The organism is Xanthomonas sp. CFBP 8443 (assembly GCF_025666195.1).
In the GTDB taxonomy this organism is placed as follows: domain Bacteria; phylum Pseudomonadota; class Gammaproteobacteria; order Xanthomonadales; family Xanthomonadaceae; genus Xanthomonas_A.
The window spans coordinates 4213646-4239608 of sequence record NZ_CP102592.1 but is presented as its reverse complement, the minus strand read 5'-3'; the positions used below and the strand labels follow the sequence as shown (position 1 = coordinate 4239608).

At 69.4% G+C, this 25963-nt stretch carries 15 protein-coding genes; 10 read left to right on the top strand and 5 right to left on the bottom strand.

The genetic code is table 11. The features are described 5' to 3' along the window. Positions 1-24 precede the first annotated feature (24 nt). The 3 genes from NUG20_RS17710 to NUG20_RS17700 all read right to left on the bottom strand — a co-directional run bounded on the left by NUG20_RS17710 (position 25) and on the right by NUG20_RS17700 (position 5500). Entirely contained in the window at positions 25-2343 is a 2319-nt protein-coding gene (locus tag NUG20_RS17710) for a beta-N-acetylhexosaminidase (RefSeq protein WP_263395735.1), read from the bottom strand. A 96-nt stretch (positions 2344-2439) separates the two neighbouring features. Further along, entirely contained in the window at positions 2440-5070 is a 2631-nt protein-coding gene (locus tag NUG20_RS17705) for a TonB-dependent receptor (protein WP_263395734.1), read from the bottom strand. Positions 5071-5146: 76 nt separating this feature from the next. Further along, on the bottom strand, positions 5147-5500 hold the full coding sequence (locus NUG20_RS17700) for a hypothetical protein (RefSeq protein WP_263395733.1): 354 nt from the start codon (positions 5498-5500) through the stop codon (positions 5147-5149). 727 nt (positions 5501-6227) lie between these two features. Here NUG20_RS17700 and NUG20_RS17695 point away from each other — a divergent pair. The 10 genes from NUG20_RS17695 (at position 6228) to NUG20_RS17650 (ending at position 21871) form a co-directional block, all read left to right on the top strand. After that, the gene (locus tag NUG20_RS17695) at positions 6228-8927 is read left to right on the top strand and encodes a TonB-dependent receptor (protein ID WP_263395732.1); all 2700 of its coding nucleotides are present in this window, start codon (positions 6228-6230) and stop codon (positions 8925-8927) included. An 82-nt stretch (positions 8928-9009) separates the two neighbouring features. Continuing rightward, complete coding sequence (galA, locus tag NUG20_RS17690; RefSeq protein ID WP_263395731.1) at positions 9010-11889, top strand: beta-galactosidase GalA; 2880 nt, start codon at positions 9010-9012, stop codon at positions 11887-11889. 64 nt (positions 11890-11953) lie between these two features. After that, positions 11954-14260 (top strand): alpha-N-acetylglucosaminidase, encoded by a 2307-nt coding sequence (locus NUG20_RS17685; protein WP_263395730.1) that lies wholly within the window; start codon positions 11954-11956, stop codon positions 14258-14260. Further along, positions 14257-15411 (top strand): acyltransferase family protein, encoded by a 1155-nt coding sequence (locus tag NUG20_RS17680; protein WP_263395729.1) that lies wholly within the window; start codon positions 14257-14259, stop codon positions 15409-15411. Before NUG20_RS17685 ends, NUG20_RS17680 begins: the two co-directional genes overlap by 4 nt. A 123-nt stretch (positions 15412-15534) precedes the next feature. Beyond that, positions 15535-16257 (top strand): GntR family transcriptional regulator, encoded by a 723-nt coding sequence (locus NUG20_RS17675; RefSeq protein WP_263398522.1) that lies wholly within the window; start codon positions 15535-15537, stop codon positions 16255-16257. Positions 16258-16297: 40 nt separating this feature from the next. Further along, positions 16298-17578: a sugar MFS transporter gene (locus NUG20_RS17670; RefSeq protein WP_263395728.1), complete on the top strand. Its 1281-nt coding sequence runs from the start codon at positions 16298-16300 to the stop codon at positions 17576-17578. A gap of 42 nt (positions 17579-17620) precedes the next feature. After that, positions 17621-18688, top strand: a complete 1068-nt coding sequence (locus tag NUG20_RS17665) for a LacI family DNA-binding transcriptional regulator (RefSeq protein WP_263395727.1) — start codon at positions 17621-17623, stop codon at positions 18686-18688. An 8-nt stretch (positions 18689-18696) separates the two neighbouring features. Continuing rightward, on the top strand, positions 18697-19725 hold the full coding sequence (locus NUG20_RS17660; protein WP_263398521.1) for an SIS domain-containing protein: 1029 nt from the start codon (positions 18697-18699) through the stop codon (positions 19723-19725). Further along, positions 19725-20870: an N-acetylglucosamine-6-phosphate deacetylase gene (gene nagA, locus NUG20_RS17655; RefSeq protein ID WP_263395726.1), complete on the top strand. Its 1146-nt coding sequence runs from the start codon at positions 19725-19727 to the stop codon at positions 20868-20870. The genes NUG20_RS17660 and nagA overlap by 1 nt, the downstream gene beginning before the upstream one ends. A gap of 194 nt (positions 20871-21064) precedes the next feature. Continuing rightward, complete coding sequence (locus NUG20_RS17650) at positions 21065-21871, top strand: fructosamine kinase family protein (RefSeq protein WP_263395725.1); 807 nt, start codon at positions 21065-21067, stop codon at positions 21869-21871. Between the two features lie 220 nt (positions 21872-22091). On the opposite strand, the gene NUG20_RS17645 is transcribed toward NUG20_RS17650, so the two are convergent. Both NUG20_RS17645 and NUG20_RS17640 read right to left on the bottom strand, forming a co-directional pair. Beyond that, positions 22092-23327 carry a multifunctional CCA addition/repair protein gene (locus tag NUG20_RS17645; RefSeq protein WP_263395724.1) on the bottom strand — a complete coding sequence of 412 codons (1236 nt, stop codon included), beginning with the start codon at positions 23325-23327 and terminating at the stop codon, positions 22092-22094. An 85-nt stretch (positions 23328-23412) separates the two neighbouring features. After that, positions 23413-25380, bottom strand: a complete 1968-nt coding sequence (locus NUG20_RS17640; protein WP_263395723.1) for a transglycosylase SLT domain-containing protein — start codon at positions 25378-25380, stop codon at positions 23413-23415. Between the last annotated feature and the right edge of the window lie 583 nt (positions 25381-25963).

The following is a 25963-nucleotide window of genomic DNA, read 5'->3' as shown; positions in this document are numbered from 1 at the left end:
CGGCAGCCCCGATGGCCTGCGCGCCTAGCGCGGCTGCAGCGTCAGCCGGTCCAGCACCCACATCGCCGGGCGCGTGTCGCCGGTGAAGTAGACGCACAGGTCGGCGGCGCGCGGCGCGTCCTTCGGCAGCGGCGCGCGCAGGGTCACGAAGCCGTCCGCGTCCGGTCGTGCGGGCAGTGCGACGCTGGCCAGGGTGCGGCCGTCGCAACCGTCGCGTACCACCAGTTCGCCGTGCGGCGCGCGCGCGGGGCGGAAGCGCCGATGCGGCTCGTCGTGGGCGAGCTGGAAGTAGTACGGCAGGCGGCCGGCGCGGACCTGCAGCGCGCCGATGCCGTCCAGCGTGGCCTGTCGCCACGTCCAGCACGGATCGAAGATGTCCACGTCGAAGATCGCACGCTCGCCGTCGCGCGGACCGTCGTCCTCCAGCCGCAGCGTCAGCTTGCCGCTGCACATCGCCAGGTCTTCGTCGCGGCGGCTGCGCAGCGCGGCCAGGTCAACGCGGCGGCGCACCGCGTCGGCGAGCGGCATGCCGTCGGCGAAGGCCTGCGCGGCGATCGTGGTCGGCAGCGCGACAGTCAGCGGTTCGGTGTAGCGCGCCGAGGTGGCGCTCGGCGCGCTGCCGTCGGTGGTATAGCGGATGTCGCGATAGCCGAGCGGGGTGGCCAGGGCCACCGTGGCCTGCGTCGCGGCGCCGTCGCCGCGCACCTCGAACTGCGGCTGGAACGGCGTGGCCGCGTAGCCGATGCCGAGCGCGCGGTAGTGCGCCAGCAGGTCCGGCAGGCGCTGCAGGAAACCGTCGTAGTCCTTGCCTTGCGCCGGCGTCCAGCCGGTCTCGGCGACCGCGGCGATGCGCGGGAACACCGCATGCTGCAGCCGCGCCCAGCTGCGCATGTGCTCGGAGAACGCGGTGGCCTGCAGGCCGAGCACGTGCTTGCGCTGGGTCGCGTCCAGCACCGCCGGGACCGGGTCGAACGCGTACACCTTGCGCAGGTCGTTCAGCGCCGGGCGCCCCGGCGGCTCGTCCGGCGAGGCGGTCTGCAGGTAGTCCAGGTACAGGTCGGTGACCGGCGCCATCACTACGTCGTGGCCCTGCCGCGCGGCGGTGATGCCACCTTCGATGCCCTGCCACGACATCACCGTGGCGCGCTCGGGCAGGCCGCCGGCGAGGATCTCGTCCCAGCCGATCAGGCGCCGTCCGTGCGCATCGAGATAGCGCTCCAGGCGTTTGATGATCCAGCCCTGCAACTGCTCTTCGTTGGCCAGGCCCAGCTCCCTGATCCGCGCCTGCGCCGCGGGCGAGGCCTTCCACTGGTCCTTGACCGCCTCGTCGCCGCCGACGTGGATGTAGGTGCCGGGGAACAGCGCGATCATCTCGCCGAGCACGTCCTCGAAGAACGCCAGGGTCTGCTCGCTGGCGTTGAACAGGTTGGCGTGCACGCCCCATTCGTTGGAGACCTGCAGCGGCGTGTCGGTCGAGCCGAACTGCGGGTACGCGGCGAGCGCGGCGGTGGCGTGCCCGGGCAGGTCGAACTCCGGCACGATGGTGATGTGGCGCGCGGCGGCGTAGGCCACCAGCGCGCGGATCTGCGCCTGGCTGTAGAAGCCGCAGCTGCGCAGCGGGCGGCCGTCGGCGCCGACGCCGGCGTCGCCGGCCGCGACCCGGCAGCCGCCGATCTGGGTCAGCTTCGGGTACTTCGGGATCTCGATGCGCCAGCCCTGGTCGTCGGTAAGATGCCAGTGCAGGGTGTTGAGCTTGTGCAATGCCATCGCGTCGAGCAGTTGCTCGATCTGCTCCACGCTCTGGAACTGCCGCGCCGAGTCCAGCATCAGCCCGCGCCAGGCGAAGCGTGGCGCATCGACGATGTGCGCGCCCGGCAGCACCGCGGCGCGCGCCTGGCCGGAGGCCGGCGCGAGCTGCCACAGCGTCGTCGCCGCATAGAACAGGCCGCGCGGATCGGCGGCGCGGGCGCGCACGCCGTCGGCACCGATGTCGAGCACGTAGCCTTCCGGCGACGCGCTGGCCTTGGGGTCGAGCGCGAACACGATGCTGCGCGCGCCGGGGCGGCTGGCAGGCGGCGCGAGTTGCAGCTTCACGCCGCTGCCGCGCGCCAGGCCGTCGATGAACTGCCGGGCGGTTGCGGCCGCGCGCGGGTCGTCGGCGTACACGCGCACGCTGGCGTCGAGCGCGAATCCTTCGCCGCCGACGCGCGCCTGCTGTGGTGCGGGGATCAACGGCAACGGCGTCGCGGCGACGGCGGCCATCGGCGCGGCCGCCAACGCAATCAGCATGGCGGCGGTCCGGCACGCCAACGGGAAGAAGGTGTTGCGAGTGGAACGGGTCATTCGGCGTCTCCTGTCGGCATGCCCGGCCGCAAGCAGAACGGGCCCGGACGAATCCGGGCCCGCTGCGGGTCTAGACGGTGCGCACGCGTGCGGCGATCAGAACTTGAAGTGCACGGTGGCCATGTAGCGGCGCCCGTTCTTGTAGCGGCCGACCGGGTGGTCGGTGTCGCCCAGGTACTGGAAGTAGTCCTCGTCCAGCAGGTTCTGCGCATCCACCTGCAGCGACCACTGCTCGTTGATCGCATAGCCGATGCTCGCGCCCAGGTCGGCGTAGTCGTCGACGCTGGCCGGCGCCGCGCCGGCCACGTAGCCGCCGGCGAGGTAGCTGTCGCGCCAGTTGTAGGTGATGCGCGCGTTCAGCGGTCCCTTCTCGTAGTACGGGCTGAAGGCGATGGCGTTGCGCGACTGGTAGGGCAGGGCGTCGCCGGTGTTGTTCTCGCCGTTGGCGTAGGTGTAGTTGGCGGTGAGCCCGAAGCCGCTGTCGCCGAACGGTTGCTGGTAGGCGATGGTGAAGCCCTTGACCTTGCCGTCGCCGGCGTTGCGCGGACGCTGGATGCTGTAGTCGCAGTAGCCGTCGGCGGTGCAGCCGTTGCTGCCGAGCATCTGCGCCCAGGTCTGCGGCGAGGTGTCGCGGATCGAGTTGTACTGGCGCTCGATCGTGGCCGAGGTGTCGATGTAGTTGTCGATCTTCTTGTAGAAGATCGACCAGGCCACCACCGACTGCTCGGCGAAGTAGTACTCGGCCGACAGGTTGAAGTTCCACGACTCGTACGGCGACAGCTCGGCGTTGCCGCCGCTGCCGGTGAGGGTGGTGTCGTTCAAGAAGGTGTTGTTGACCATCTGGTTGTACGGCGCCCACGCGATGACCTTGGCTGCGGCGAAGCGGAACGCCCAGTCGCTGCTGGTGTCGTAGACCAGGTTCAACGACGGCAGCACGAAGTTCTCTTTCTGGGTGCGCGTCTGCCACTTGCTGTCCAGGTCGTCCAGGGTCGGCGTGCCGCTGTAGACGAAGCCGCTGCCCTCGGTCTTGGAGTCCACGTAGCGCACGCCGAGGTTGCCGCGCAGGCCGCCTTCGGAGAAGTTCAGCTGCGCATAGGCGGCATTGTTGGTCTGCTCCAGCGCCCAGCTGTTGTTGAGGAAGCTGGCCGGATCCGGATTGCCGTAGTCCACCGGGCTGTTGCGGATCCAGTCCATCACGTTGCCGCGCCCGGCCTGCACGTGCCGGCCGTGGTCGGGATAGAAGCCCTGGATGTCGGTCAGGCCGAGGGTGCCGACGTCGGCGAGCGTGCCCGGGGTGACGCCGCCGTACACGTTGAGTTCGAAGTTCTCCTTGTGCTTGCCCTGGCGCACGCCGAACAGCAGCTGGTTGAACACGCCGTCGAACTGCACGTTGAAGTCGAGCTGGCCGTAGGTGTCCTTGCTTTCGGTGGCGAAGATGCCGTTGTTGCCGAACCAGCCGCCGGCCGAGCCCCAGTTGGCCGGATCGCGTGCGCCGGCCGCATCGTCGAAGCGGATGCCGCGGTCCAGGTCCCAGCTGAAGCCGCCGTTGTAGAACGGCTCGATGAAGTACTGCGCCAGGTTCTTGTTCTCCGACTTGCTCTGCCCGACCTGGCCGCTCACGCCCCAGCCTTCGCCGCGGAAGGCGCCGCGCAGGTCCAGGCCCTTGGTGGTGACCTCGGACTGGCGCACGTTGTTGTCGTAGATCACGGTGCCGCCGTCGGGATTGGCATTGGCGCTGGAATGGCCGCTGCGGACCACGCCGTTGCGCACGTTGCCGAGCGCGTCCACCGCGTCGACCGTGCCCTGGTTCCAGGTCAGGAAGCTGTACATCGACTGGTTGTAGTTGTCGAAGTTCTCCTTGATGTACAGGCCGCTGAGGTTGAACTCCAGCGCATCGCTGGGCTTGAGCTGCAGGTTGACCACCGCGCTGTCGCGCTTGCGGTCCTGCTGAAACCACGCCGCGTTGACCGAGTTCGGCACGTCGGCATCGGCCGGCACGCCGCCGGCGTTGGTGAAGGTGGAAGCCTTGGCGTAGCCGAACACCTCCATGCCCTGGCGATCGACGCGCTCTTCGTAGTGCTGCGCGGACACGGCGATGCCGACGGTTTCCTCCGGGTTCTTCCAGCTGTACAGCAGCGAGGCGTTCGGCTTGCCCTCGCTGGCCTGCTGGCTGTAGCTGTAGCCCACCGAGCCGGCGATCTCGTTGGCCTTCAGGTCCAGCGGCTGACGGCTGTGCATCAGCACGGTGCCGCCGAGGCTGCCTTCGGTCAGGCGCGCTTCGGACGACTTGATGATCTCGGCGCGGCCGAGGATCTGCGGCGACAGCAAGGTGTAATCGAAGCCGCGGTTGGGCTGTTCGCCGTACAGCCAGATCGCTTGCGCCACCGGGTGCCCGTCCAGGAACGACAGGTTCAGGCTGGGATCGGTGCCGTCGATGCTGACGCGTTCGCCCTGGCCGAAGCGGCGGTCGAGGGTCACGCCGGGAATCTGCGAGAACGCCTCGGCCACGTTGGTGCTCGGAAACTTGCCGATGTCCTCGGCGGTGATCGCCTCGGAAATGGTGACGTTGTTGCGCTTGGTATCCAGCGACTTCTCGAGGCTGGCGCGGATGCCGACGACCTGGACGGTATCCAGGTCGGTGGCGGCGGTGGTCGCCTGCTGCGCCTGCGCGCCGAAGGCGAGGGTGGCGACGATGGCGGCCGACAAGACGGAATGGCGGTATTGCATGATGTCTCTCCTCATCATTCAATCGGTGGATGACGCAGCGCACGCGCGTTTGCGCACGCCGAATCTGCCTGTGGTCTTACTGCGGGTGAATGGGTGGCGTCCTCCGGTGCGCGGCCAGCGGATGGCGGCGACGGCGGTTCGGCATTGCGTGCATCGGCGGGATGCGCCGCAGCGCAGCGCTCGGTGTCTGCTGCGTTGGCGGGCGTGAGCGGTCGATCAGGACAGGCTGGAGGTGCGGCAGGACGCTGCCGGGCACGGCGAGGTGGCCGCATCCAGGCGCAGCAACCGGCGCTGCGACGCTGCCGCCCGCTGCGGCGGACGGCGCCAGCGCGCCGGCCGCACTGCCGATCAGGCTGCAGCGCAGTTCCAGGCATTCCATTGGCGTACCGAATGCGGCACGCGAAACGCGTGTACGGATCAGTGCGATCACATGCCTCTCCCATGCCCCGCTGTGCACCGCGAATGCGCGGCCCCACCCCTGTGCGGACCGATTCTTACGAGGCCATGACAACGATGTCAAGTCCTCGTCGGAAAATTTGTCTGGTGCTGGTTCGGTCGGCCGAAACGCGTGCTTGGACCGGGCGACACTTGATCGCCTTGCCTAAAGGTTTTTATTTTCAATGGTTTGTGAAGATGCGCAGCGCTTGGGCGACAGCCTGCAGATGAGAACGGTGCGCAGTTATGTTGTGGCGCACAAAATTGGTCTCATTCGTAGAATTGGTGCGTCAAAGGTATCGTGACAACGATGCGTGAAAGCGGCCGCACGAAAAATATTTTCGACTTAAATTCTATTGATTTTTAAGGATTTATTCTGATTTTTAGGTCAAGTCCAGGCGCCATTTGGCGTTCGCTCGTGTCGCGGCGTTGACACAATCTTTCTAAGACCATAAGAATCGAGCTGCCTGGAATTGGTCTCTGCCAATTCGGGATCGATCAGTCCAGCAGCCGCATGCACATCACCCATCCGGGGAAGGGATGGGGACGCGCCTCTCGCACCACGGGGCGCAGGAAACAGACAGAACGCTTCATCGATTCCGTGCCTGAACGGACGGCACCGCCCTGCACATCGCGCCGGGCGGGATGGAGCGCGCTGTCCGCTCGCAGCCGCTGGATGTCAGACGTCGTCGTGCCGATCAGCCATCAACCAGGATAGCCCAATGCCACATGTCGCTCGCTCCCGTCCGCACTGCTGTTCCCTGTCCGTCCTCGCCACCGCCATCGCCCTCGGCCTGCTCAGCAGCGGCGCGCAGGCGCAGGACGCGCCCGCGCCCGCACCGGTCTCCCAGCTCGATACGGTCACCGTGACCAGCTCGTACCAGAAGAGCCTGATCACCGCGCTGGACAACAAGCGCGAGGACGCGCGCATGACCGACGGCATCTCCTCCGAGGACATCGGCAAGTTCCCGGCCGAGAACATCGCCGAGGCGATCCAGCGCATTCCCGGCGTGCAGATCTCCACCATCAACGGCCGCGGTTCGACCATCAGCATCCGCGGCCTGGGCCCGCAGTACTCGGCCACCACGATCAACGGCCAGACCATCAAGAGCGCCGATTTCACCGACGGCTTCCGCTACGACATCATCCAGCCGGAAGTGGCCGCGGCGATCGAGGTGATCAAGTCGCCGTCGGCGGACATGGATGCCGGCGGGCTGTCGGGCACGGTCAACATCGAGACCACCAAGCCGCTGGACTACAAGGAGCGCAAGCTGCTGCTGTCGGCCAAGGAGCAATACTCCGAATTCGCCGGCGGCGCGCCGACGCCGAAGGCGGTGCTCACCTACATCGACCAGTTCCAGCTCGCCGACGGCGGCGAACTGGGCGTGTTCGTCAACGCCGGCTACCAGAAGCTCAAGGACCGCGCCGACTACCTGTGGATCGACCGCTGGTACACCCAGGACACCACCGACGGCACCCTGTACATCCCGCGCCGCCCGCGCTACCGCTCGATCGAGCGCGAAACCGACCGCAAAATGCTCACTGCCGGGCTGCAGTGGAAGCCCAACGACCGGTTGGAAATGAACCTGACTGCGTTGTACTCGCAGGACAAGACCGACAACGACATGAACCAGTTGGTCTATTCCTTCGACCGCAATTTCCTGAGCGTGCTGGAGACCGACGGCCTGACCGCGACCAAGGTGTCTGCGTCCAACTACTGGCTGGAGAACAACCGCCAGCTCGAGCGCCACGATCTCACCTCGCAGCTGGTGACCTGGGACGCGAAGTGGAAGGGCGATGCGTGGACCTTCAGCGGCGTGGCCAACTACACCGAAGGCAAGACCGACGAGGACGAACGCGCGGTGATCCTCGGCCGCCTGCCGTCGGCGACGCTGTTCGACATGTCCAACCCCGGCGCGATCTCGCTGACCACCGATGCCGACGCCAACGACGCCAGCGCCTGGGACCAGGCCAACCTGGTCCGCGACGAGTATCCCAACGGCGCGATCACCAAGCTCAGCAACAAGGAATGGTCGCTGCAGTTCGATGCCGAGCGCTACGTCGGTGCCGGCTTCCTCGACTCGGTGAAGTTCGGCACCAAGTTCCGCCGCGAGACCTTCGACCGCAACGTCTGGCGCCGCGATTTCCTGTACCTGGTCAACTCCGGTGCGGTGTCCGGCTACGCGATGTTCCCGGAGCTGTCGGCGGCCAGTTCCAACGTCAGCAACTTCCTCGACGGCAATCTGGCCTCGCAGACCGGCTGGGTGGCGCCGGACGTGTACGCCTACGCCGAGGCGCTGGCCGCTTCGGGCATCACCGTGCCGGTGCTGTTCGCGCCGCAGGCCAGCTACCACATCCGCAACGACATCTTCTCCGCCTACGCGCTGGCCAAGATCGACACCGAGATCGGCAGCATGCGCCTGCGCGGCAACGTCGGCGTGCGCTACGAGAACACCAAGCGCACCACCGACACCTACCTGACCACCGCCTCGCAATTCAGCGAGGACGCCAACGACGTGGTCGGCACCGCGCGCGCGCCGTACGACTACCACAACTGGCTGCCGAGCCTGAACCTGGTGCTGGACATGCGCGAGGACCTGCTGCTGCGCTTCGCCGCCGGCAAGGCGCTGGTGCGCCCGATCCTGGACAGCAACACCGCCATCGCCACCACCATCTCCTCGGGCAGCAACACCGGCGGCACCACCACCTACGACGTGTCGCTGGGCCAGACCGACCTGAGGGCGCTGACCGCCAACCAGGCCGACCTCAGCCTGGAGTGGTACTACGGCCAAGGCGGCGGCCTGACCCTGGCCGGCTTCTGGAAGCAGGTCAAGAACGGCACCTTCAACAGCATCGTCTGCCCGACCACGTTCAACGGCGCGGCGCTGTCCGGCAACAGTGCCGGCGATTGCGTGGACGGCAGCGGCAACATCTACGAGATCACCGCCACCCAGAACGATCCGAGCAAGGTCAAGATCAAGGGCTACGAACTGGGCTGGACGCAATCCTTCGATGCCTGGCTGCCGATCCAGGGCTTCGGCCTGACCGCCAACTTCACCCGGGTGATCCCGCAGCGCGACACCGACTTCAAGATCCGCAACCTGTCGGAGAAGACCTGGAACGCCACCGGCTACTGGGAGAACGAGATGTTCTCCGCGCGCCTGTCGCTCAACCACCGCAGCGAGTACGAGCAGGACAGCAGCGACAGCTTCTTCGCCCGCGAAGGCCACACCATGAAGGCGCGCACCCAGTTCGACGCGGTACTCGGCTACCAGGCCACCGACAAGCTCAGCTTCCAGCTCGGCGGGCTCAACCTGACCGACAAGAAGGAAGAGGCGTACAAGGACATCAGCGAGCGCTGGCAGATGACCGGCGTCACCGGACGCAGCTTCTACGTGTCGATGCAGTGGGACATCCTGTGAGGTCCGTGCAGGCGCTTGCGGGATAACCCGCATCAGGCCCGGCGCCGCGGTGGCGCCGGGCGGTCGATCCGAGGGCAGGCGCATGCAACGACGACAATTCCTGGTGGGCGGCGCCAGCGCCGGGCTGCTGCTGGCGGCGCCGCGCTGGAGCTGGGCAGGCAGTGCGGCCGATGCCGGATTCGCCGGTACCGGTGGCCGCGCGGCGGCGGTGTCGCCATTGACGCTGGCGGTCGATCCGGGCGTGTTCTGCCTGGACGACGGCTGGCGTTTCCACGCCGGCGACATTGCGTTTCCGCCGATCACCGGGCAAGACGCCAGCTACGACAACGCCAAGGCCGGCAAGGCCTGGGGCGCGGCCGCGGGCGATTTCGACGACAGCCAGTGGCGGTCGTTGCGCCTGCCGCACGATTTCGCCATCGAGCAGCCGATCGAGGCCAGCGCCAACGTGGCGCAAGGCTATCGCCGCCGCGGCATCGCCTGGTACCGGCGCAGCCTGCGGCTGGACGAGGCGCTGCGCGGCAAGGCGCTGGAACTGCGCTTGGACGGCATCTCCAGCCGCGCCACGGTCTGGATCAACGGGTTGCTGATGGCGCGCAGCTGGAGCGGCTACGACGGCGTCGCCATCGACCTGAGCGCGATCGCGCGCTACGGGCAGGATCTCAATAGCATTGCCGTGCGCGTGGACGCCGAGGCGATGGATGGCTGGTGGTACGAAGGCGCCGGTCTGTACCGGCACACCTGGCTTGTTGTGCGCGATGCGCTGCATATCGTCGGCGATGGCGTGCACGCGGTGCCGCGGATCGGCGACGACGAACGTTGGACGCTGCCCGTTGCGGTCACGGTCGCCAATGCCGGCGAGCAGGCCGAAGCGGCGCTGCTCGAGGTGACGCTGTACGACGCGCATGGCGCGGTGGTGGCGCAGGGCGGCAGCGCGCTGCAGGTGGGCGCATTGGCGCAGGCCGTGGCGCAGGTCGAACTGCAGGTGCGCCAGCCGCAACGCTGGGACGTGGCCGCGCCGCACCTGTATCGGGTCGCGGCGGTGCTGCGCGGCGCTGGCCGCGAGCGCGACCGCCGCGAGTGCGCGATCGGCTTTCGCACGCTGCGCTTCGACGCGCAGCAGGGTTTCTTCCTCAACGAACGGCCGCTCAAGATCAAGGGCGCCTGCCTGCACCAGGACCATGCCGGGGTCGGCGTGGCGGTGCCCGACAGCGTGCACGAGTTCCGCATCCGCCGGCTCAAGGCGCTGGGCTGCAACGCGATCCGCCTGCATCATGCGGTGGCCAGCGAACTGCTCGACGTCTGCGATCGCCTGGGCATGCTGGTGATGGCCGAGAACCGCGTGTTCAATCCGGCGCCGGACTACGCCGCGCAGCTGCGCTGGCTGGTGCGCCGCGACCGCAACCGTGCCTGCGTGTTCCTGTGGTCGGTGTTCAACGAAGAGCCGATGCAGGGCACCGCCGCCGGCTATCAGATGGTGCGCCGCGCGGTGGCGCTGGTGCGCGAACTGGACGACAGCCGCCCGGTGACCGCGGCGATGAACGACGGCATGCTGACCCAGCGCAACGCGGCGCATGCGGTGGACGTGGTCGGCTTCAACTACCGCCAGTTCAACTACGACCGCGTGCACACGGCGATGCCGCATACGCCGCTGCTGTCCAGCGAAGATACCAGCGCCTTCCAGACCCGCGGCGCCTGGTTCACCGACATGGACGCGCACGTCATCGCCGAGGACGACTCGGTCGCCGCGCCGTGGGGCAACACCCATCGCACGTCCTGGAAGCTGGTCAACGAGCGCCCGTATCTGGCCGGCAGTTTCGTCTGGACCGGCTTCGACTACCGCGGCGAGCCGACCCCGTTCGAATGGCCGTCGGTGTCCTCGTTCTTCGGCATCATGGACCTGTGCGGTTTCCCGAAGGGCGCGTACTGGCTGCGCCAGGCGCAGTGGATCGACGACGCGCCGATACTGCAACTGCTGCCGCACTGGAACTGGCCGGGCCGCGAGGGCACGCCGATCAAGGTGATGGCATTCTGCAACGCGCAGCAGGTGGAGCTGTGGCTCAACGGGCAGTCGCAGGGGCGGCAGGCGGTGGACCGGATCGAGATGAATGCCTGGCAGGTGCCGTATGCGCCGGGCGTGCTGGAGGCGGTGGCCTATCGCGACGGCCGCGAGGTGGCGCGGCAGCGGGTGCAGACGGTCGGCGCGCCGGTCGCGCTGCGGCTGACCCCGGACCGGACGCGGATGCGCGGCGATGGCCGCGATGCGCAGCCGATCACCCTGGAGGCGGTGGATGCGCAGGGCCGCCACGTGCCGTTCGCCGATGCGCAGATCGCGCTGCAGGTCGACGGCGGGCGCCTGCTCGGCGTCGGCAACGGCGACCCCAACCGGCACGCCGCCGACAACGTGCCGCAGGTGCAGCTGTTCAACGGCCTGGCACAGGCCATCGTCGAGGCCGGCAGCGGCCAGCGCCGGCTGCGCATCCAGGCGCGCGCGCCGGGCCTGCGCGCCGCGCAGGCGACGATCGAGCTGGAGGCGGTGGCGTTGCCGCCGTCGCTGCCGCCGGCCGCCGCGGCGATGGTGGTGCCCGGCTGGCGGCGCACGCTGCCATTCGCCGCGCCGCCGGACCCGGCGCTGCCGCGCGCGCCCAACGACAACAACAGCTGGAGCTTCTGCCAGCCGGGCAACCTGGAGACGCGCGCCGAGCGCGATGGCTATGTGCTGTACCGGGCGACGTTCACGCCGTGGGCCGGAATCCAGCAGCGCGGCGGCCGGCTGCGGCTTGGCCGCGCGACCGGCGCGGCGCAGGTGTACCTGGACCGGCGCCTGGTCGCCAGCGTCGCCGCCGGGCAGCATGCGCAGGTGACGCTGCCGGCCGCGGCCGGCGAACGGGTGCTGGCGGTGGTGATGCAGGTGACGGCCGGAACGCCTTTCGGCTTCGACGACGTAGCGACAGTGGAGTATTGACCGCATGAAACGAGCCTTCCGCCGTGTCTTCACGCACTCGCGTGCCATCGCAAATGCCCTGCCGATGCTGCGGCGTGGAAGCGCCGCGTTGCTGCTGGCCTGCGCGTTGCTGGCGCCGGCCGCATTCGCGGCGCCTGCGCCCGACGCACCGGGCGACGCCGCGCGCGGCGTGCTGCTGCGCACGCTCGGCCCGCGCGCGGCCGCGCTGGCCCTGCAGCGGCAGCCGCGCGGCGGCGGCAACGACTGGTACCAGGTCGGCGCCGATGCCGGCACCTTGCGCGTGTCCGGTTCTTCGGAAGTGGCGCTGGCGCATGGCGCGTACAGCTATCTGCAATCGATCGGCGCCGCCTCGGTGAGCTGGGAAGGCAGTCGCGTGGCGCTGCCCGCCGCCTACGCCGACTTCCGCGGACAGCGCGTGGTCACTCCGTTCGCCTACCGCGCCTATCTCAACGTCTGCACCTACGGCTACACCACGCCGTGGTGGGACTGGGCGCGCTGGGAACGCGAGATCGACTGGATGGCGCTGCACGGCGTCGACATGCCGCTGGCGATGGAAGGCCAGGACTACGTGTGGCAGGCGTTGTGGCGCGAGTTCGGCGTCGCCGACGCGGACCTGGCGCAGTATTTTTCCGGTCCGGCATTTGCGCCGTGGCAGCGCATGGGCAACATCGAAGGCTACGACGCGCCGCTGCCGCAACAGTGGATCGAGGACAAGCACGCCCTGCAGCTGCGCATCCTGCAACGCATGCGCGCGCTGGGCATGAAGCCGGTGCTGCCGGCCTTCGCCGGCTACGTGCCGAAGGCGTTCGCGCAGGCGCATCCGCAGGCGCGCATCTACCGCATGCGCGCCTGGGAAGGCTTCCACGAGACCTATTGGCTGGATCCGGCCGACCCGCTGTTCGCCAAGATCGCGCAGGGCTTCATCCAGCTCTACGACCGCACCTACGGCAAGGGCACCTACTACCTGGCCGATGCGTTCAACGAGATGCTGCCGCCGATCGCCGCCGACGGCAGCGACGCGCGCCTGGCCAGCTATGGCGACAGCACCGCCAACACCGCCCATACCGACAAGACCGCTCCCGCGACGCCCGAGGTGTCGCCGGCGCAGCGCGACAAGCGCCTGGCCGACTACGGCCGCGCGCTCTACGCATCGATCCATCGCGCCAATCCCGACGCGGTGTGGGTGATGCAGGGCTGGCTGTTCGGCGCCGACCGCCACTTCTGGACGCCGCAGGCGATCGCCGCGTTCCTGCGCGAGGTGCCCAACGACAAGCTGCTGGTGCTGGACATCGGCAACGATCGCTACCCGGGCACCTGGAAACTGTCCGAGGCGTTCGACGGCAAGCAGTGGATCTACGGCTACGTGCACAACTACGGCGGCAGCAACCCGGTGTACGGCGACCTGGCGTTCTATCGCGACGACCTGCGCGCGCTGCTCGCCGACAAGGACAAGCAGCAACTGGTCGGCTTCGGCGCGTTCCCGGAAGGCCTGCACAACAACTCGGTGGTCTACGAATATATGTACGCCCTGGCCTGGGGTGCGCAGGAGCGTCCGCTGCAGGAATGGCTCGGCGACTACACCCGCGCCCGCTACGGGCACACCTCGCCGGCGTTGCGCGCGGCCTGGGACGACCTGCAGGCTTCGGTGCTGTCGACCCGCTACTGGACGCCGCGCTGGTGGCGCAGCCGTGCCGGTGCGTACCTGCTGTTCAAGCGGCCGACGCTGGACATCGGCGAATTCGAGGGCGCCCCCGGCGATCCGCCGCGCCTGCGCCGGGCGCTGGACCAGTTGCTGGCGTTGGCGCCGGAGTACGCCGACGCGCCGCTGTACCGCTACGACCTGGTCGACTTCGCCCGCCACTACGCCAGCGGCCGCGTCGACGCGCACCTGCAGCAGGCGGTGGCCGCGTACAAGCGCGGCGACGTCGCCGCCGGCGATGCCGCGTTCGCCCGTGTGCAGGCGGCGGTGCAGCAACTCGACGGCCTGGTCGGCGGCCAGCAGGAAACCCTGTCGAGCTGGCTGGACGATGCCGAAGGCTATGCGAAGACGCCGCAGGACGCGGCCTATTACCGGCGCGACGCCAAGGCGCAGGTCAGCGTGTGGGGCGGCGAGGGCAATCTCGGCGACTACGCGTCCAAGGCCTGGCAAGGCATGTACGCCGACTACTATCTGCCGCGCTGGGCGCTGGCGATGCAGGCGCTGCGCGATGTGGCAGTCGGTGGCGGCAGCGTGGACGAGGCGGCGCTGCAGCAGCGCTTGCGCGCGTGGGAGCAGGCCTGGGTGAAGCGCGAGACGCCACACACGCGTAAAACGCCGGCCGACCCGGTCGCTGCGGTACGCACCCTGCTGCACGAGGTGGATGCCCGATGAGCGCCGCGTCCGTGACCCTTCCCGCCGCGGCGCCGTCGCACGAGCGCTTCCTGTCGCTGGACGTGTTCCGCGGCCTGACCATCTTCCTGATGATCCTGGTCAACACGCCCGGCGCCGGCGCCGATGCGTTCGCGCAGCTGCGGCATGCGCCATGGTTCGGCTTCACCGCCGCCGATCTGGTGTTCCCGTCGTTCCTGTTCGCGGTCGGCAACGCGATGAGCTTCGCGCTGGATCGCGGCCAGCCGCTCGGCGCGTTCCTGCGCCGGGTCGGCAAGCGCAGCGCGCTGATCTTCCTGCTCGGCTTCCTGATGTACTGGTTTCCGTTCGTGCACCACGGCGCCGACGGCAGCTGGACCTTCACCGCGATCGACCAGACCCGGGTGCCGGGCGTGCTGCAGCGCATCGCGCTGTGCTACGCGCTGGCGGCGTTGCTGTGCCGCTGGCTGCCGCCGCGCGGCCTGCTCGGCGCCTGCGTCGCGCTGCTGCTCGGCTACTGGGGGGCGTTGTACCTGTGGGGCCAGCCGGGCGCGGAACTGAGCAAGCTCGGCAACGCCGGCACGCGCCTGGACCTGTGGCTGCTGGATCCGGCGCAGCTGTACCGCAAGGACGGCGGCTTCGATCCGGAAGGCCTGCTCGGCACATTGCCGGCCACGGTGAATGTCATCGCCGGTTACCTGACCGGCCTGTACGTACGCCGCGTCGGCAAGCAGGCGCGTACGGCCGGCTGGCTGTCGCTGGCAGGCGTCGCCCTGGTCGTGCTGGCCCTGGCCTGGCAGCCGTGGTTCCCGCTGTCCAAAAAGCTGTGGACCGGTTCGTTCGTGCTGCTGACCGTGGGCCTGGACCTGCTGTTGCTGGGCGCGCTGCTGTGGGCGATCGAAGTGCGGCGTTGGCAGGCCGGCAGCGGCTTCTTCACCGTGCTCGGGCGCAATCCGCTGGCGATCTACCTGTTCTCCGAGCTGTTCGTGATCAGCCTCGGCTTGTTGCCGGTCGGAAGCAGCGGGCACGGCCTGTACCAGTGGGTCGGTATCGCGGTGTTCCAGCGGCTGGTGCCGGGGCCCTGGGGCAGCCTGGCCTGCGCGCTGGCCTACACCCTGCTGTGCTGGGTGGTGGGCTGGTGGATGGACCGCCGGCGGCTGTACCTGCGGCTCTGACCCCGGCGTGCACGCTGACCCCGGCGTGCACGGGTCGCGGATTGGTACTATATTGGACCTAACGAATTCATGCGGTCTGGAGCGAGCACGATGACCAAGCCCAAGCCGGAGGCCGACCCCAGACTGGCGGGCCTGGCGGTGGACCCGAGCGCGCCGACCCCGCTGTACCTGCAACTGGCAAGCAAGCTGGTCGAGGCGATCAAGGGCGGGCAGTGGAAGCCGGGCGAGGCCTTGCCGGCCGAACGCCAGTTGTGCGAGCAGCTGCAGGTGTCGCGGGTGACCCTGCGCCAGGCGGTGGATGCGCTGGTCGAACAGGGCCTGGTCTCGCGCCGGCAGGGCGCCGGCACCTTCATCACCTCGCATATCCAGCACCAGCTCAGTGGCCTGGCCAGCTTCAGCGAGACCCTGCGCATGAAGGGCCTGGAACCGGGCACGCGCTGGCTGGAGCGGCGCATCCGCCCGGCCCACGGCGAGGAGATCCTGCGCCTGGGCCTGTCGCCGGACACCGTGGTGGCGTCGCTGACCCGCCTGCGCAGCGCCGACGGCCGGGTCATGGCCTACGAGAAGGCGGTGCTGCCGCAGCGCGTCGTGCCCGATCCGCTGGCGATCGGCGATTCGCTGTACGCCCACCTGGACGAGCACGGCCATCCGGTGGTGCGCGCGTTGCAGTACTTCCGCGCGATCAACCTGCCGGCGCGGCTGGCCGGACACCTGGGGATGAAGGAGGGCGAGGCGATCCTGCACGTGGTGCGGGTCGGCTACACCCGCGACGGCAGTGCGATCGAGCTGACCGATACCTATTGCCACAACGACTACTACGACTTCGTCGCCGAACTGCGACGCTGATCCGCCCGACCCCACGCGCCCTCCCGGAGCCCGCCCGCCCATGACCACCGCACGGCCTGCCAGTCCCTTCGCCTCGATCGCCATCGTCGGGTTGCTGTTCTTCATCATCGGCTTCTTCACCTGGATCAACGGCCCGCTGATCACCTTCGTGCGGCTGGCGTTCGACCTCAACGAGGTCAACGCGTTCCTGGTGCTGATGGTGTTCTACCTGTCGTATTTCTTCCTGGCGCTGCCGTCGTCGTGGATCCTCAAGCGCACCGGCATGAAGAAGGGCCTGGCGCTGAGCCTGGTGGTGATGGCGGTGGGCGCGGCGGCGTTCGGCCAGTTCGCCACGCAGCGTTTCTATCCCGGCGCGCTGGCCGGCCTGTTCGTGATCGGCAGCAGCCTGGCGCTGCTGCAGACCGCGATCAATCCGTACATCAGCATCCTCGGCCCGATCGAGAGCGCGGCGCGGCGCATCGCGGTGATGGGCATCTGCAACAAGATCGCCGGGATCCTGGCGCCGTTCCTGATCGGCACGCTGGTGCTGCACGGCGTCGGCGACCTGTCCATGCAGGTGCAGGCCGCCGACCCGGTGGCCAAGGACGTGCTGCTCGATGCGTTCGCCGCCAAGATCCACCTGCCGTACCTGGTGATGGCCGGAGTGCTGGTGCTGGTGGCGATCGGCGTGCTGTTCTCGCCGCTGCCGGAGCTGAAGGCGTCCGAAGCCAACGCCACGCCGGTCGCCGCCGGCAATGCCGCGCAGAAGACCAGCATCTTCCAGTTCCCGCACCTGTGGCTGGGCGTGCTGTGCCTGTTCGTGTACGTGGGCGTGGAAGTGATGGCTGGCGATGCGATCGGCACCTACGGCAACGGCTTCCACCTGCCGCTGGACCAGACCAAGCTGTTCACCTCGTTCACCCTGGCGGCGATGCTGGCCGGCTACGTCGCCGGCCTGCTGCTGATCCCGAAGGTGATCTCGCAGGCGCGCTACCTCAGCGTCTCGGCGCTGCTGGGCGTGCTGTTCTCGCTCGGCGCCTACGTCACCCAAGGCTACGTGTCGGTGGCCTTCGTCGCCGCGCTGGGCTTCGCCAACGCGATGATGTGGCCGGCGATCTTCCCGCTGGCGATCAAGGGCCTGGGCCGCCACACCGAGATCGGCTCGGCGCTGCTGGTGATGGGCATCGCCGGCGGCGCGATCATCCCGCAGCTGTTCGCGGTGCTGAAGCAGCACTTCGACTTCCAGCTGGTGTTCCTGCTGCTGATGGTGCCCTGCTATCTGTACATCCTGTTCTATTCCCTGATCGGCCACCGCGCCGGCCAGGCCTCGGCCGGCGCGTGATCGCGCATCATGGGCACACTTCCCGACGTGCAGGACCGCAGCATGCGTAGACCCACCATCAAAGACGTCGCCGAACGGGCGCGGGTGTCGCTGAAGACCGTGTCGCGGGTCATCAACAACGAACCGTCGGTGATGCAGGCCACGCGCGCGCGCGTGCTGCACGCCATCGCCGAGCTGGACTACGAGCCGGATCCGTCGGCGCGCAACCTGCGCAGCGGCACCCCGTTCGTGATCGGGCTGGTGTACGACAACCCCAATCCGTACCACATCATCGGCGTGCAGAACGGCGTGCTGGCGGCGTGCCGCGAGACCGGCTTCGGCCTGCAGATCCATCCCTGCGACTCGACCTCGCCGATGCTGGCCGAGGAACTGGCCGAGTGGACCCAGCGCTCGCGCCTGGCCGGACTGGTGCTGACCGCGCCGATGTCCGAGCGCGCCGAACTGGTCGCGGCGTTGAGCGCGCGCGGGATCAAGACCGTGCGCATCATCGCCGCCACCGAGGATCCCAAGGACGGCCCCTGCGTCTACGTCGACGACCGCGACGCCGCCTACGAGGTCACCGAGCACCTGATCCAGCTCGGCCACCAGCGCATCGGTTTCCTGTGGGGCGGTACCTCGCACCGCTCCAGCGGCGAGCGCTATGCCGGCTACGAAGCGGCGCTGAAGGACTACGGCATCACCCTGGACAAGCACCTGGTGATTCCCGGCGACTACACCTTCGACGACGGTTTCCGCGGCGCACGGCGGTTGCTGGCGCTGCGCGAACCGCCGACCGCGATCTTCGGTTCCAACGACGAGATCGCCGCCGGCGTGCTGGCCGCGGCCAAGTCGGCCGGCATGAACGTGCCCTACGACCTGTCCATCGCCGGCTTCGAGGACAGCCCGTTCTCGCGTCAGTCGTGGCCGGCGCTGACCACCGCCAAGCAGGCCACCGAGGACATCGCCCGCCATGCCGCGCGGCTGCTGATCAGCCAGCTGCGCAGCGATGCCTACGAAGAGCATCCGGCGCCGATGCACAACCAGGGCTTCGTGCCGCAGCTGGTGGTGCGCGGCTCCACCGCGCCGATGCAGCCGCACTCCCGCCGTTCTCCTTCCCCCGATCCCACATGACCCTGCCCATGGCATTGCCCACCGAAACCGAAACCCTGATGTTCCGCGAAGCGGCGCAAACCGCCGACGTCGTCGCCGCGCAGTTCGCGCGCAACCATGCGGTGGTGAGCGCGCTGGCCGCGGCGCTGCGCGCCGATCCGCCGCCGTTCGTGGTCACCTGCGCGCGCGGCAGTTCCGACCACGCCGCGACCTACGCCAAGTACCTGTTCGAGACCCAGCTCGGCGTGGTCACCGCCTCGGCCTCGCCGTCGGTGGGCTCGGTGTACGCCTCGCCGCTGCAGTTGCGCGGCGCGCTGTACGTGGTGATCTCGCAGTCCGGCAAGAGCCCGGACCTGCTGCGCAACGCGGAAGCGGCCAAGGCCGCCGGCGCGCGCGTGGTGGCGCTGGTCAACGTCGAGGATTCGCCATTGGCACAGCTGGCCGACACGGTGATTCCGCTCGGCGCCGGTCCGGAGAAGAGCGTGGCGGCGACCAAGAGCTATCTGGCCTCGCTGGCGGCGATCCTGCAGCTCGGCGCGTACTGGAAGAACGACCCGGCGCTGCTCGCCGCGCTGGACGCGCTGCCGCAGGCGCTGCGCGCCGCCTGGCAGGCCGACTGGCGTCCGCTCACCGATGGCCTGGCCGATGCGCACAACCTGTTCGTGCTCGGCCGCGGCCTGGGCCTGGCCGCCGCGCAGGAGGCGGCGCTGAAGTTCAAGGAAACCTGCGGCCTGCATGCCGAGGCGTACAGCTCGGCGGAAGTGAAGCACGGGCCGATGGCGCTGGTCGGCCCCGGCTTCCCGGTGCTGGCCTTCGCCCAGCCGGACGAGACCGGCCCCGGCACCCGCAGCCTGGCCGAAGAGTTCCGCGGCCGCGGCGCGCAGGTGTGGCTGGCCAGCGCCGACGGCGACCTGCCGCTGGTCGCCGCGCCGCACCCGGTGTGCGCGCCGCTGCTGACCATCCAGAGTTTCTACCGCGCGATCAACGCGCTGGCGCTGCGCCGCGGCAACAACCCGGACCTGCCGCCGCATCTGAACAAAGTGACGGAGACGGTGTAATGACGACGACGGCGCTGCGCAATGCGCGCGTACTCGGCGAGGACGGATTCCTCGATGGCGTGAGCGTGCTGCTGGACGGCGGACGCATCGCCGCGGTGCTCGACGACGGCGACGCGCGCGTGGCCGCGGCGGCGCAGCAGCTGGACCTGGGCGGCGGCACGCTGCTGCCGGGCTTCATCGACCTGCAGGTCAACGGCGGCGGCGGCGTGCTGTTCAACAACCACACCGACGCCGACGCGCTGCGCCGCATCGGCCAGGCGCATCGCCGCTACGGCACCACCGGCTACCTGCCGACGCTGATCAGCGACGACGTGGCGGTGATGCGCGCGGCGATCGCGGCGACCCGCCAGGCGATCGCCGACGGCGTGCCGGGCGTGCTCGGCATCCACCTGGAAGGTCCGTACCTGGCGCCGGCGCGCAAGGGCACCCACAACGTCGACAAGTTCCGCGTGCCCGATGCCGAGGAACTGGCGCTGGCCACCTCGCTGGACAACGGCGTCACCCTGATCACGCTGGCGCCGGAGCGCCTGCCGGCCGACAGCATCCGCGCCCTGGCCGCGACCGGCGCGCGCGTGTTCGCCGGGCACACCGCCGGCAGCTACGACGAGATCCGCGCCGGCCTGGACGCGGGCATCTGCGGCTTCACCCATCTGTACAACGCGATGTCGCCGCTGCAGGGGCGCGATCCCGGCGCGGTGGGCGCGGCGCTGGAAGACCGCCACGCCTGGTGCGGCCTGATCGTCGACGGCGTGCACGTGCATCCGGCCAGCCTGCGCGTGGCGCTGGCGGCCAAGCCGCGCGGCACGCTGTTCCTGGTCACCGACGCGATGCCGATGGTCGGCGCCGACAGCCCCAGTTTCGACCTGTACGGCGAAACCATCACCGCCGTGGACGGCGTGGTGCGCAACGCCGCCGGCACGCTGGCCGGCTCGGCGCTGGACATGGCCAGCGCGGTGCGCAACAGCGTGCAGTGGCTGGGCGTGACGCTCGACGAAGCCGCGCGCATGGCCTCGCTGTACCCGGCGCAATGCGTGGGCCTGGACGACCGCTACGGCCGCATCGCAGCGGGCTACCAGGCCGACCTGGTGCTGCTCGACGACGCGCTGCAGGTGCGGCACACCTGGATCGCGGGGGCGATGGAGTAAACGGCAGATCGGCGATGTCCGACGCCCGGCGGCAACGCCAGCCAGGCGTCGCGCGTTGCGCTGCAGGCGCACACTGCGTGCCTGCGTTGTGGAGCGGCGCCGGCCGTCGCCGCCCTGCCGGTGACGCGCGTCGCGACCGATGTCGCGTGTCGCACGCGACATCGCCTTGACCGAAGCCGCTCTAGCCTCGTGCGATGCAATCGACCACGAGCGTCCCGTTCCCGCTGCCGCGCAGCGACGGCCTGCACCGGCTGACGTTGTCCGACGGCCGTCGCGCAATCTGCAAACGCCGCCGCGCGATGCCGGCCGACTTCTTTGCCGCCGAAGTGCGCGGCCTGGACGCGCTGCGCGATGCCGGTGGTCTGCGCGTGCCGCAGATCTATACGCATGGCGAAGATTGGCTGTTGCTCGAAGACCTGGGCGCGGCAGCGCCGCATCCGCACTTCGCCCGACTCGCCGGCGAGGGCCTGGCGCGCCAGCACCGCGTACGCAGCGAGCGCTTCGGTTTCGACCAAGACGGTTATATCGGCGACAGTCCACAGGACAACCGTACCGACGGCGACGGGCATCGGTTCTTCGTCGAGCGACGGTTGCGCCCGCAGGCAGAGCGCGCGCTGCGCAACGCAGCGCTGGTACCTGCCGACATGACGCGCCTCGAACGCCTGTACGCACGCCTGCCGCAGTTAATTCCGGCGCAGCCGCCGGCGCTGCTGCACGGCGATCTATGGCAGGGCAACCTGCATTGCGCCGGCGACGGACTGCCGGCGCTGATCGATGCCGGCGCGGCGCACTACGGCTGGGCCGAGGCCGAGCTGGCGATGCTGCTGCTGTTCGGCGACCCCGACCCGCAGCTGTTCCTCGGCTATGCCGAGCACGCGCCCCTCGCTGCGGACTGGCGCGAACGCGCGCCGCTGTACAACCTCTACCACCTGCTCAACCACCTCAACCTGTTCGGTGGCGGCTATCTGCGAGCGGTGCGTGCGGTGCTGGCGCGCTATTGATGGCCGCGGTGCGCGCGGCTGGCGAACTCGGCCAAGACATCTGCGACGGCGGTTTGTTGTAGGAGCGGCTTCAGCCGCGACAGATATCCCGAGCGACCTGTTGTCGATCGAGATCGCCGACGGCCTGTCGCGGCTGAAGCCGCTCCTACAGGGTTTCCCAGAATCACGGAATAAGCGCCTGGGCCAAACTGCGAGATATGTGGCGTGAGGCCTGGCCGCATCAGTCCGCGGGCGCGCCGCGCGCCGCGGCGATCGCCTTGATCCGCGCCTTCGCCAGCGCCTCCCCGATCTGTGGGCCGCTCAGGCCCTGCGCGGCCAGGTCGCGGGCGTTGACCGCCAGCGCCGCGGCGTGCAGTCGCTGCAGTTCGCGGCCCTGCGGGTAGTCGGCGTCCTCGCTGCCGAGGCGGCCGCGCTTGTCGGCCTCGCACACCAGCGCCAGTTGCGCGATGCGCTCGGGCTTGCGGAAGCCGTCGCAGCGCTGCAGCAGTTCGTGCACGGTGCGATCGCGCAGCTCGGCCAGGCGATGCACGTTCAAGTGCTCGCGGCAGGCGATCTCGGCCAGCTGGCGGTGTTCCTGCGGCAGCTTCAGGCGCTCGCACAGTGCGCGCAGCGGGGTGACGCCGCGCTGTTCGTGCATCACGTGGCGGGGCCATTCCGCTTCAGGCGTCAGCGCCTTGCCCAGGTCGTGGGTCAGTGCGGCGAAACCGATCAGCGCATCGCCCGGCGCGAGCCGCGCGGCCATGTCGCTGACCAGTTCCTGGTGGCGGCCGGTATCGATCTCGGGATGGTATTCGGCGCGCTGCGGCACGCCGTACAGCGCGTCCAGTTCCGGCAGCACGCTGCGCAGCGCGTCGGCGTCGTGCAGCGTGCGCAGGAACGCCGATGGCTGCGCCGCGGCCAGGCTGCGCCGCAGTTCCTGCCACACGCGTTCGGGCACCAGCGTGTCCAGTTCGCCGCTGGCCGCCATCTCGCGCATCAGCGCCAGTGTTTCCGGCGCCACGCTGAAGCCCAGCGGCGCTAGCCGCGCCATGAAGCGCGCGGCGCGCAGCACGCGCAGCGGGTCTTCGCCGAACGCGGGGCCGATATGGCGCAGTACGCGCTGCTCGATGTCGCGCACGCCGCCGTACGGATCGACCAGCGCACCGCTGTCCTCGTCGCGGGCGATCGCGTTGATGGTGAAGTCGCGCCGCTGCAGGTCTTCTTCCAACGTCACCGACGGATCGGCATCGACGACGAAGCCGTGGTAGCCGCGTCCGGACTTGCGCTCGGTGCGCGCCAGCGCGTATTCCTCGCCGTTGTGCGGATGCAGGAACACCGGGAAATCGCGGCCGACCTGCTTGTAGCCCAGTTCCAGCATCTGCTGCGGCGTGGCACCGACCACGACCCAGTCGCGGTCGCCGGGCGGCTGCTTGAGCAGGCTGTCGCGGACGGCGCCGCCGACGAGGTAGGTCTTCATCGGGCGGGACCGGGGACCGGGGACCGGGGACCCGGAACAGCGGCTGCGTAGGTGTCGCGCCGCTCCTGCGCAGCGGAGCGGGGACTCATTGTCCGGTCCCGGCGTTGGCGCCGGTGGATGGGCAGACGAACTTCTTGCGCGGCGCGTCCAGCTTGCCGAGCATGCGGTCGCTGACCGGCAGTGCGTCGCCGTTGAGGCGCCAGTCGTAGATCACGCTGAAGGCGAGGATGCGTGCGACGTATTCGCGGGTTTCCTTGTAGCTGATCGTCTCGATCCAGAAGTCGGCGTCGTGGCCGGGGCGTTGGCTCTGCCAGCGCTGCGCCGGGCCGGGGCCGGCGTTGTAGGCGGCGATGGTCAGGTACGGCAGGCCGTAGGTATTCAGCAGCTGGCGCAGGTAGGCGGTGCCGATGGCGATGTTGGTGTCCGGGTCGTACAGGCTGGCGGCACCGCCGTATCCGGCCAGTCCGAGGTTCCTGGCGACGCTGGCGCCGGTGGCCGGCAGCACCTGCATCAGGCCCATCGCATTGGCCGGCGAACGCGCGTTCGGATTGAAGATGCTCTCGGCGCGGATTTCGGCGGCGACCCAGGCGGGGTCGATGGCGTTCTTGCCGGCTTCGCGGCGGATGGTGGCGTCATGGTGCAACGGGAAGCGCAGCGAATACAGGCGCTGCTCGTCCGGCGACTTGCCCAGCGAGAACACTGCGCGGTCGAACCAGCCGTTGTCGCGCGCCACTTCCACCGCGATGCGCCGCCGGGTGTCGTCGAAGCGGCTCAGCGCGTCGTTCCATTCGGCCACCGCCCAGGACGCGCGCTCGATCTTGAACAGTTCCAGCGCGCGCACCAATGCCGGATCGCGCGCGACCGCGGCCTGCGCCTGCGCGCTGTCGTTGGGCTCCCACGGGCACAGCGCGTACGGCTGCTTGAGCCGGTCGGCGGCCATGAAGCCGTGGAAGGTGGCGGACTTGGCCGCCTCGCGGTACAGCCGCTGCGCCTCGCCGGCATTGCCGGTCTTCTCCGCCAGCCGCGCCTCGAAATACTGCCAGCGCGAATCGCTGCGCTGGGCCGGCGCCATCTTGCGGATCGCCGCCAGCGCCGCGGGCCAGTCGCCGCGCGACATCGCCTCGCGCGCGCGCCACTCGTGCAGGCGTTCGTCGTAGGCGGACTCGGGCACCGCGTTGAGCCGGCGCGCCGAATCCGGGCCGTAGGACGCCACGGTCCACAGCGCGATCTGGTACAGCACCTCGCCGCGTTGCGCCTCGCTCAGCTGCAGCGCCTGGGCGAACTGCGGCAACTGCCGCTCGGCGGCATCCGGATCGGTCTTGGCCAGTTTTTCCAGGCCGTCCACCGCCACCTTGCGGCTGCGCTCGGTCTTCGGCCAGGTCAGCGCACGCGTATGCACCGCGTCCAGGAACGCCGCGTAGTCGTTGGCCAGGGCCAGCTCGGCGGCGGGCAGGCCGCGCGCGGCGCTGCGCATCACCGCCGGCTGCTGCGCGTCGGCCGCCGCTTCCACGCGCGTCCAGCGCAATGCGTCGGTCATGCCGCCGCGCGCCTGCAGCACCGCGAACACCGAGTCGCAGGCATCCGGCAGCGACTTGCCGCTGCTGCGCCACAATGCCTGCGCCTCGTCGACCCATTGCGCATCGGCGCGGCCGGTGGCCTGGCGCGCGTTGAGCTGGGCACAGCGCAGGCCGGTGTTGTCGGTGGGCTTCCAGTTGGCCAGCAGCGCCGGCCAATCCTGGCGCCGCGCCAGCGCCGGCAGCCACAGCGTGCGGAAACTCTCGGCCACCGGTTGCCCGGCGTAGCGCTTGAGGAAATCCTGCGCCTGCGCGTCGGAGACGCGGTCGATGTTGCGGCGCAGGTTGGCGTATTCGAGCCAGCCGTACAGCGGATGCTGCCTGAATGGCGCCGCCTGGGCGGGATCGAACTGGCCGCGCTCGGCGGCGTCGATCGCCGCGCGCAGCGCCGGACGCTGGGCATCCAGGTTCTGGGCGAGGGCGGGAGCGGTGCCGCATAACGCGGCGGCGAGCAGCAGGAGAGACGTGCGCAATTTCATGCGCAGGACTATACCGAACGTCGATGAATCGACGCGCCGGGAAAGGCGCGGCGGCATCGCCAGCGCAGGCGGGCCGCGCCGCGCTGGCGCGTTCGTGCAGCGTTCGGCGGCCGCGCGGCGACGCCGGTCGGAACCGGCGTGCTGGCGGGACTCGCGAAGTCGCGACTTTGTATCGCCGATGGACAGCAGCACGCGCGGTGCTGGGCGGCGCGCGCATGGGCGATGCCGCCGTTAGCCATCGCGTGCCGAACCGGTTGGGCGTGGAGCAGATGCGGGGACGCGTTGCCGTGTCCGCGACGCTGTCGGCTACAAGCTGCTCTTCGCGCTGCATCAGTCCGTCTGCCGCGCATCGCGACAGGCGCTGCGGGCGCTCGGCCGCCGTGTTGCTGCGCCGTGGGAGGCGATCCTGCCATCGGCTCGCAGCGGTGCCGACCGACACCGTGCACCCGGACCAGCACGCGCTGATCGCTCGCGCCACCTGCGGACATGCCGCTGGTGCGGGCATGTTCGCGCGCGTCCGCATGACATGGCGTGTCCCGCGCTGCCTGCAGGCGCGCCCGGCCACGCCGCCGTCGTGTCTACG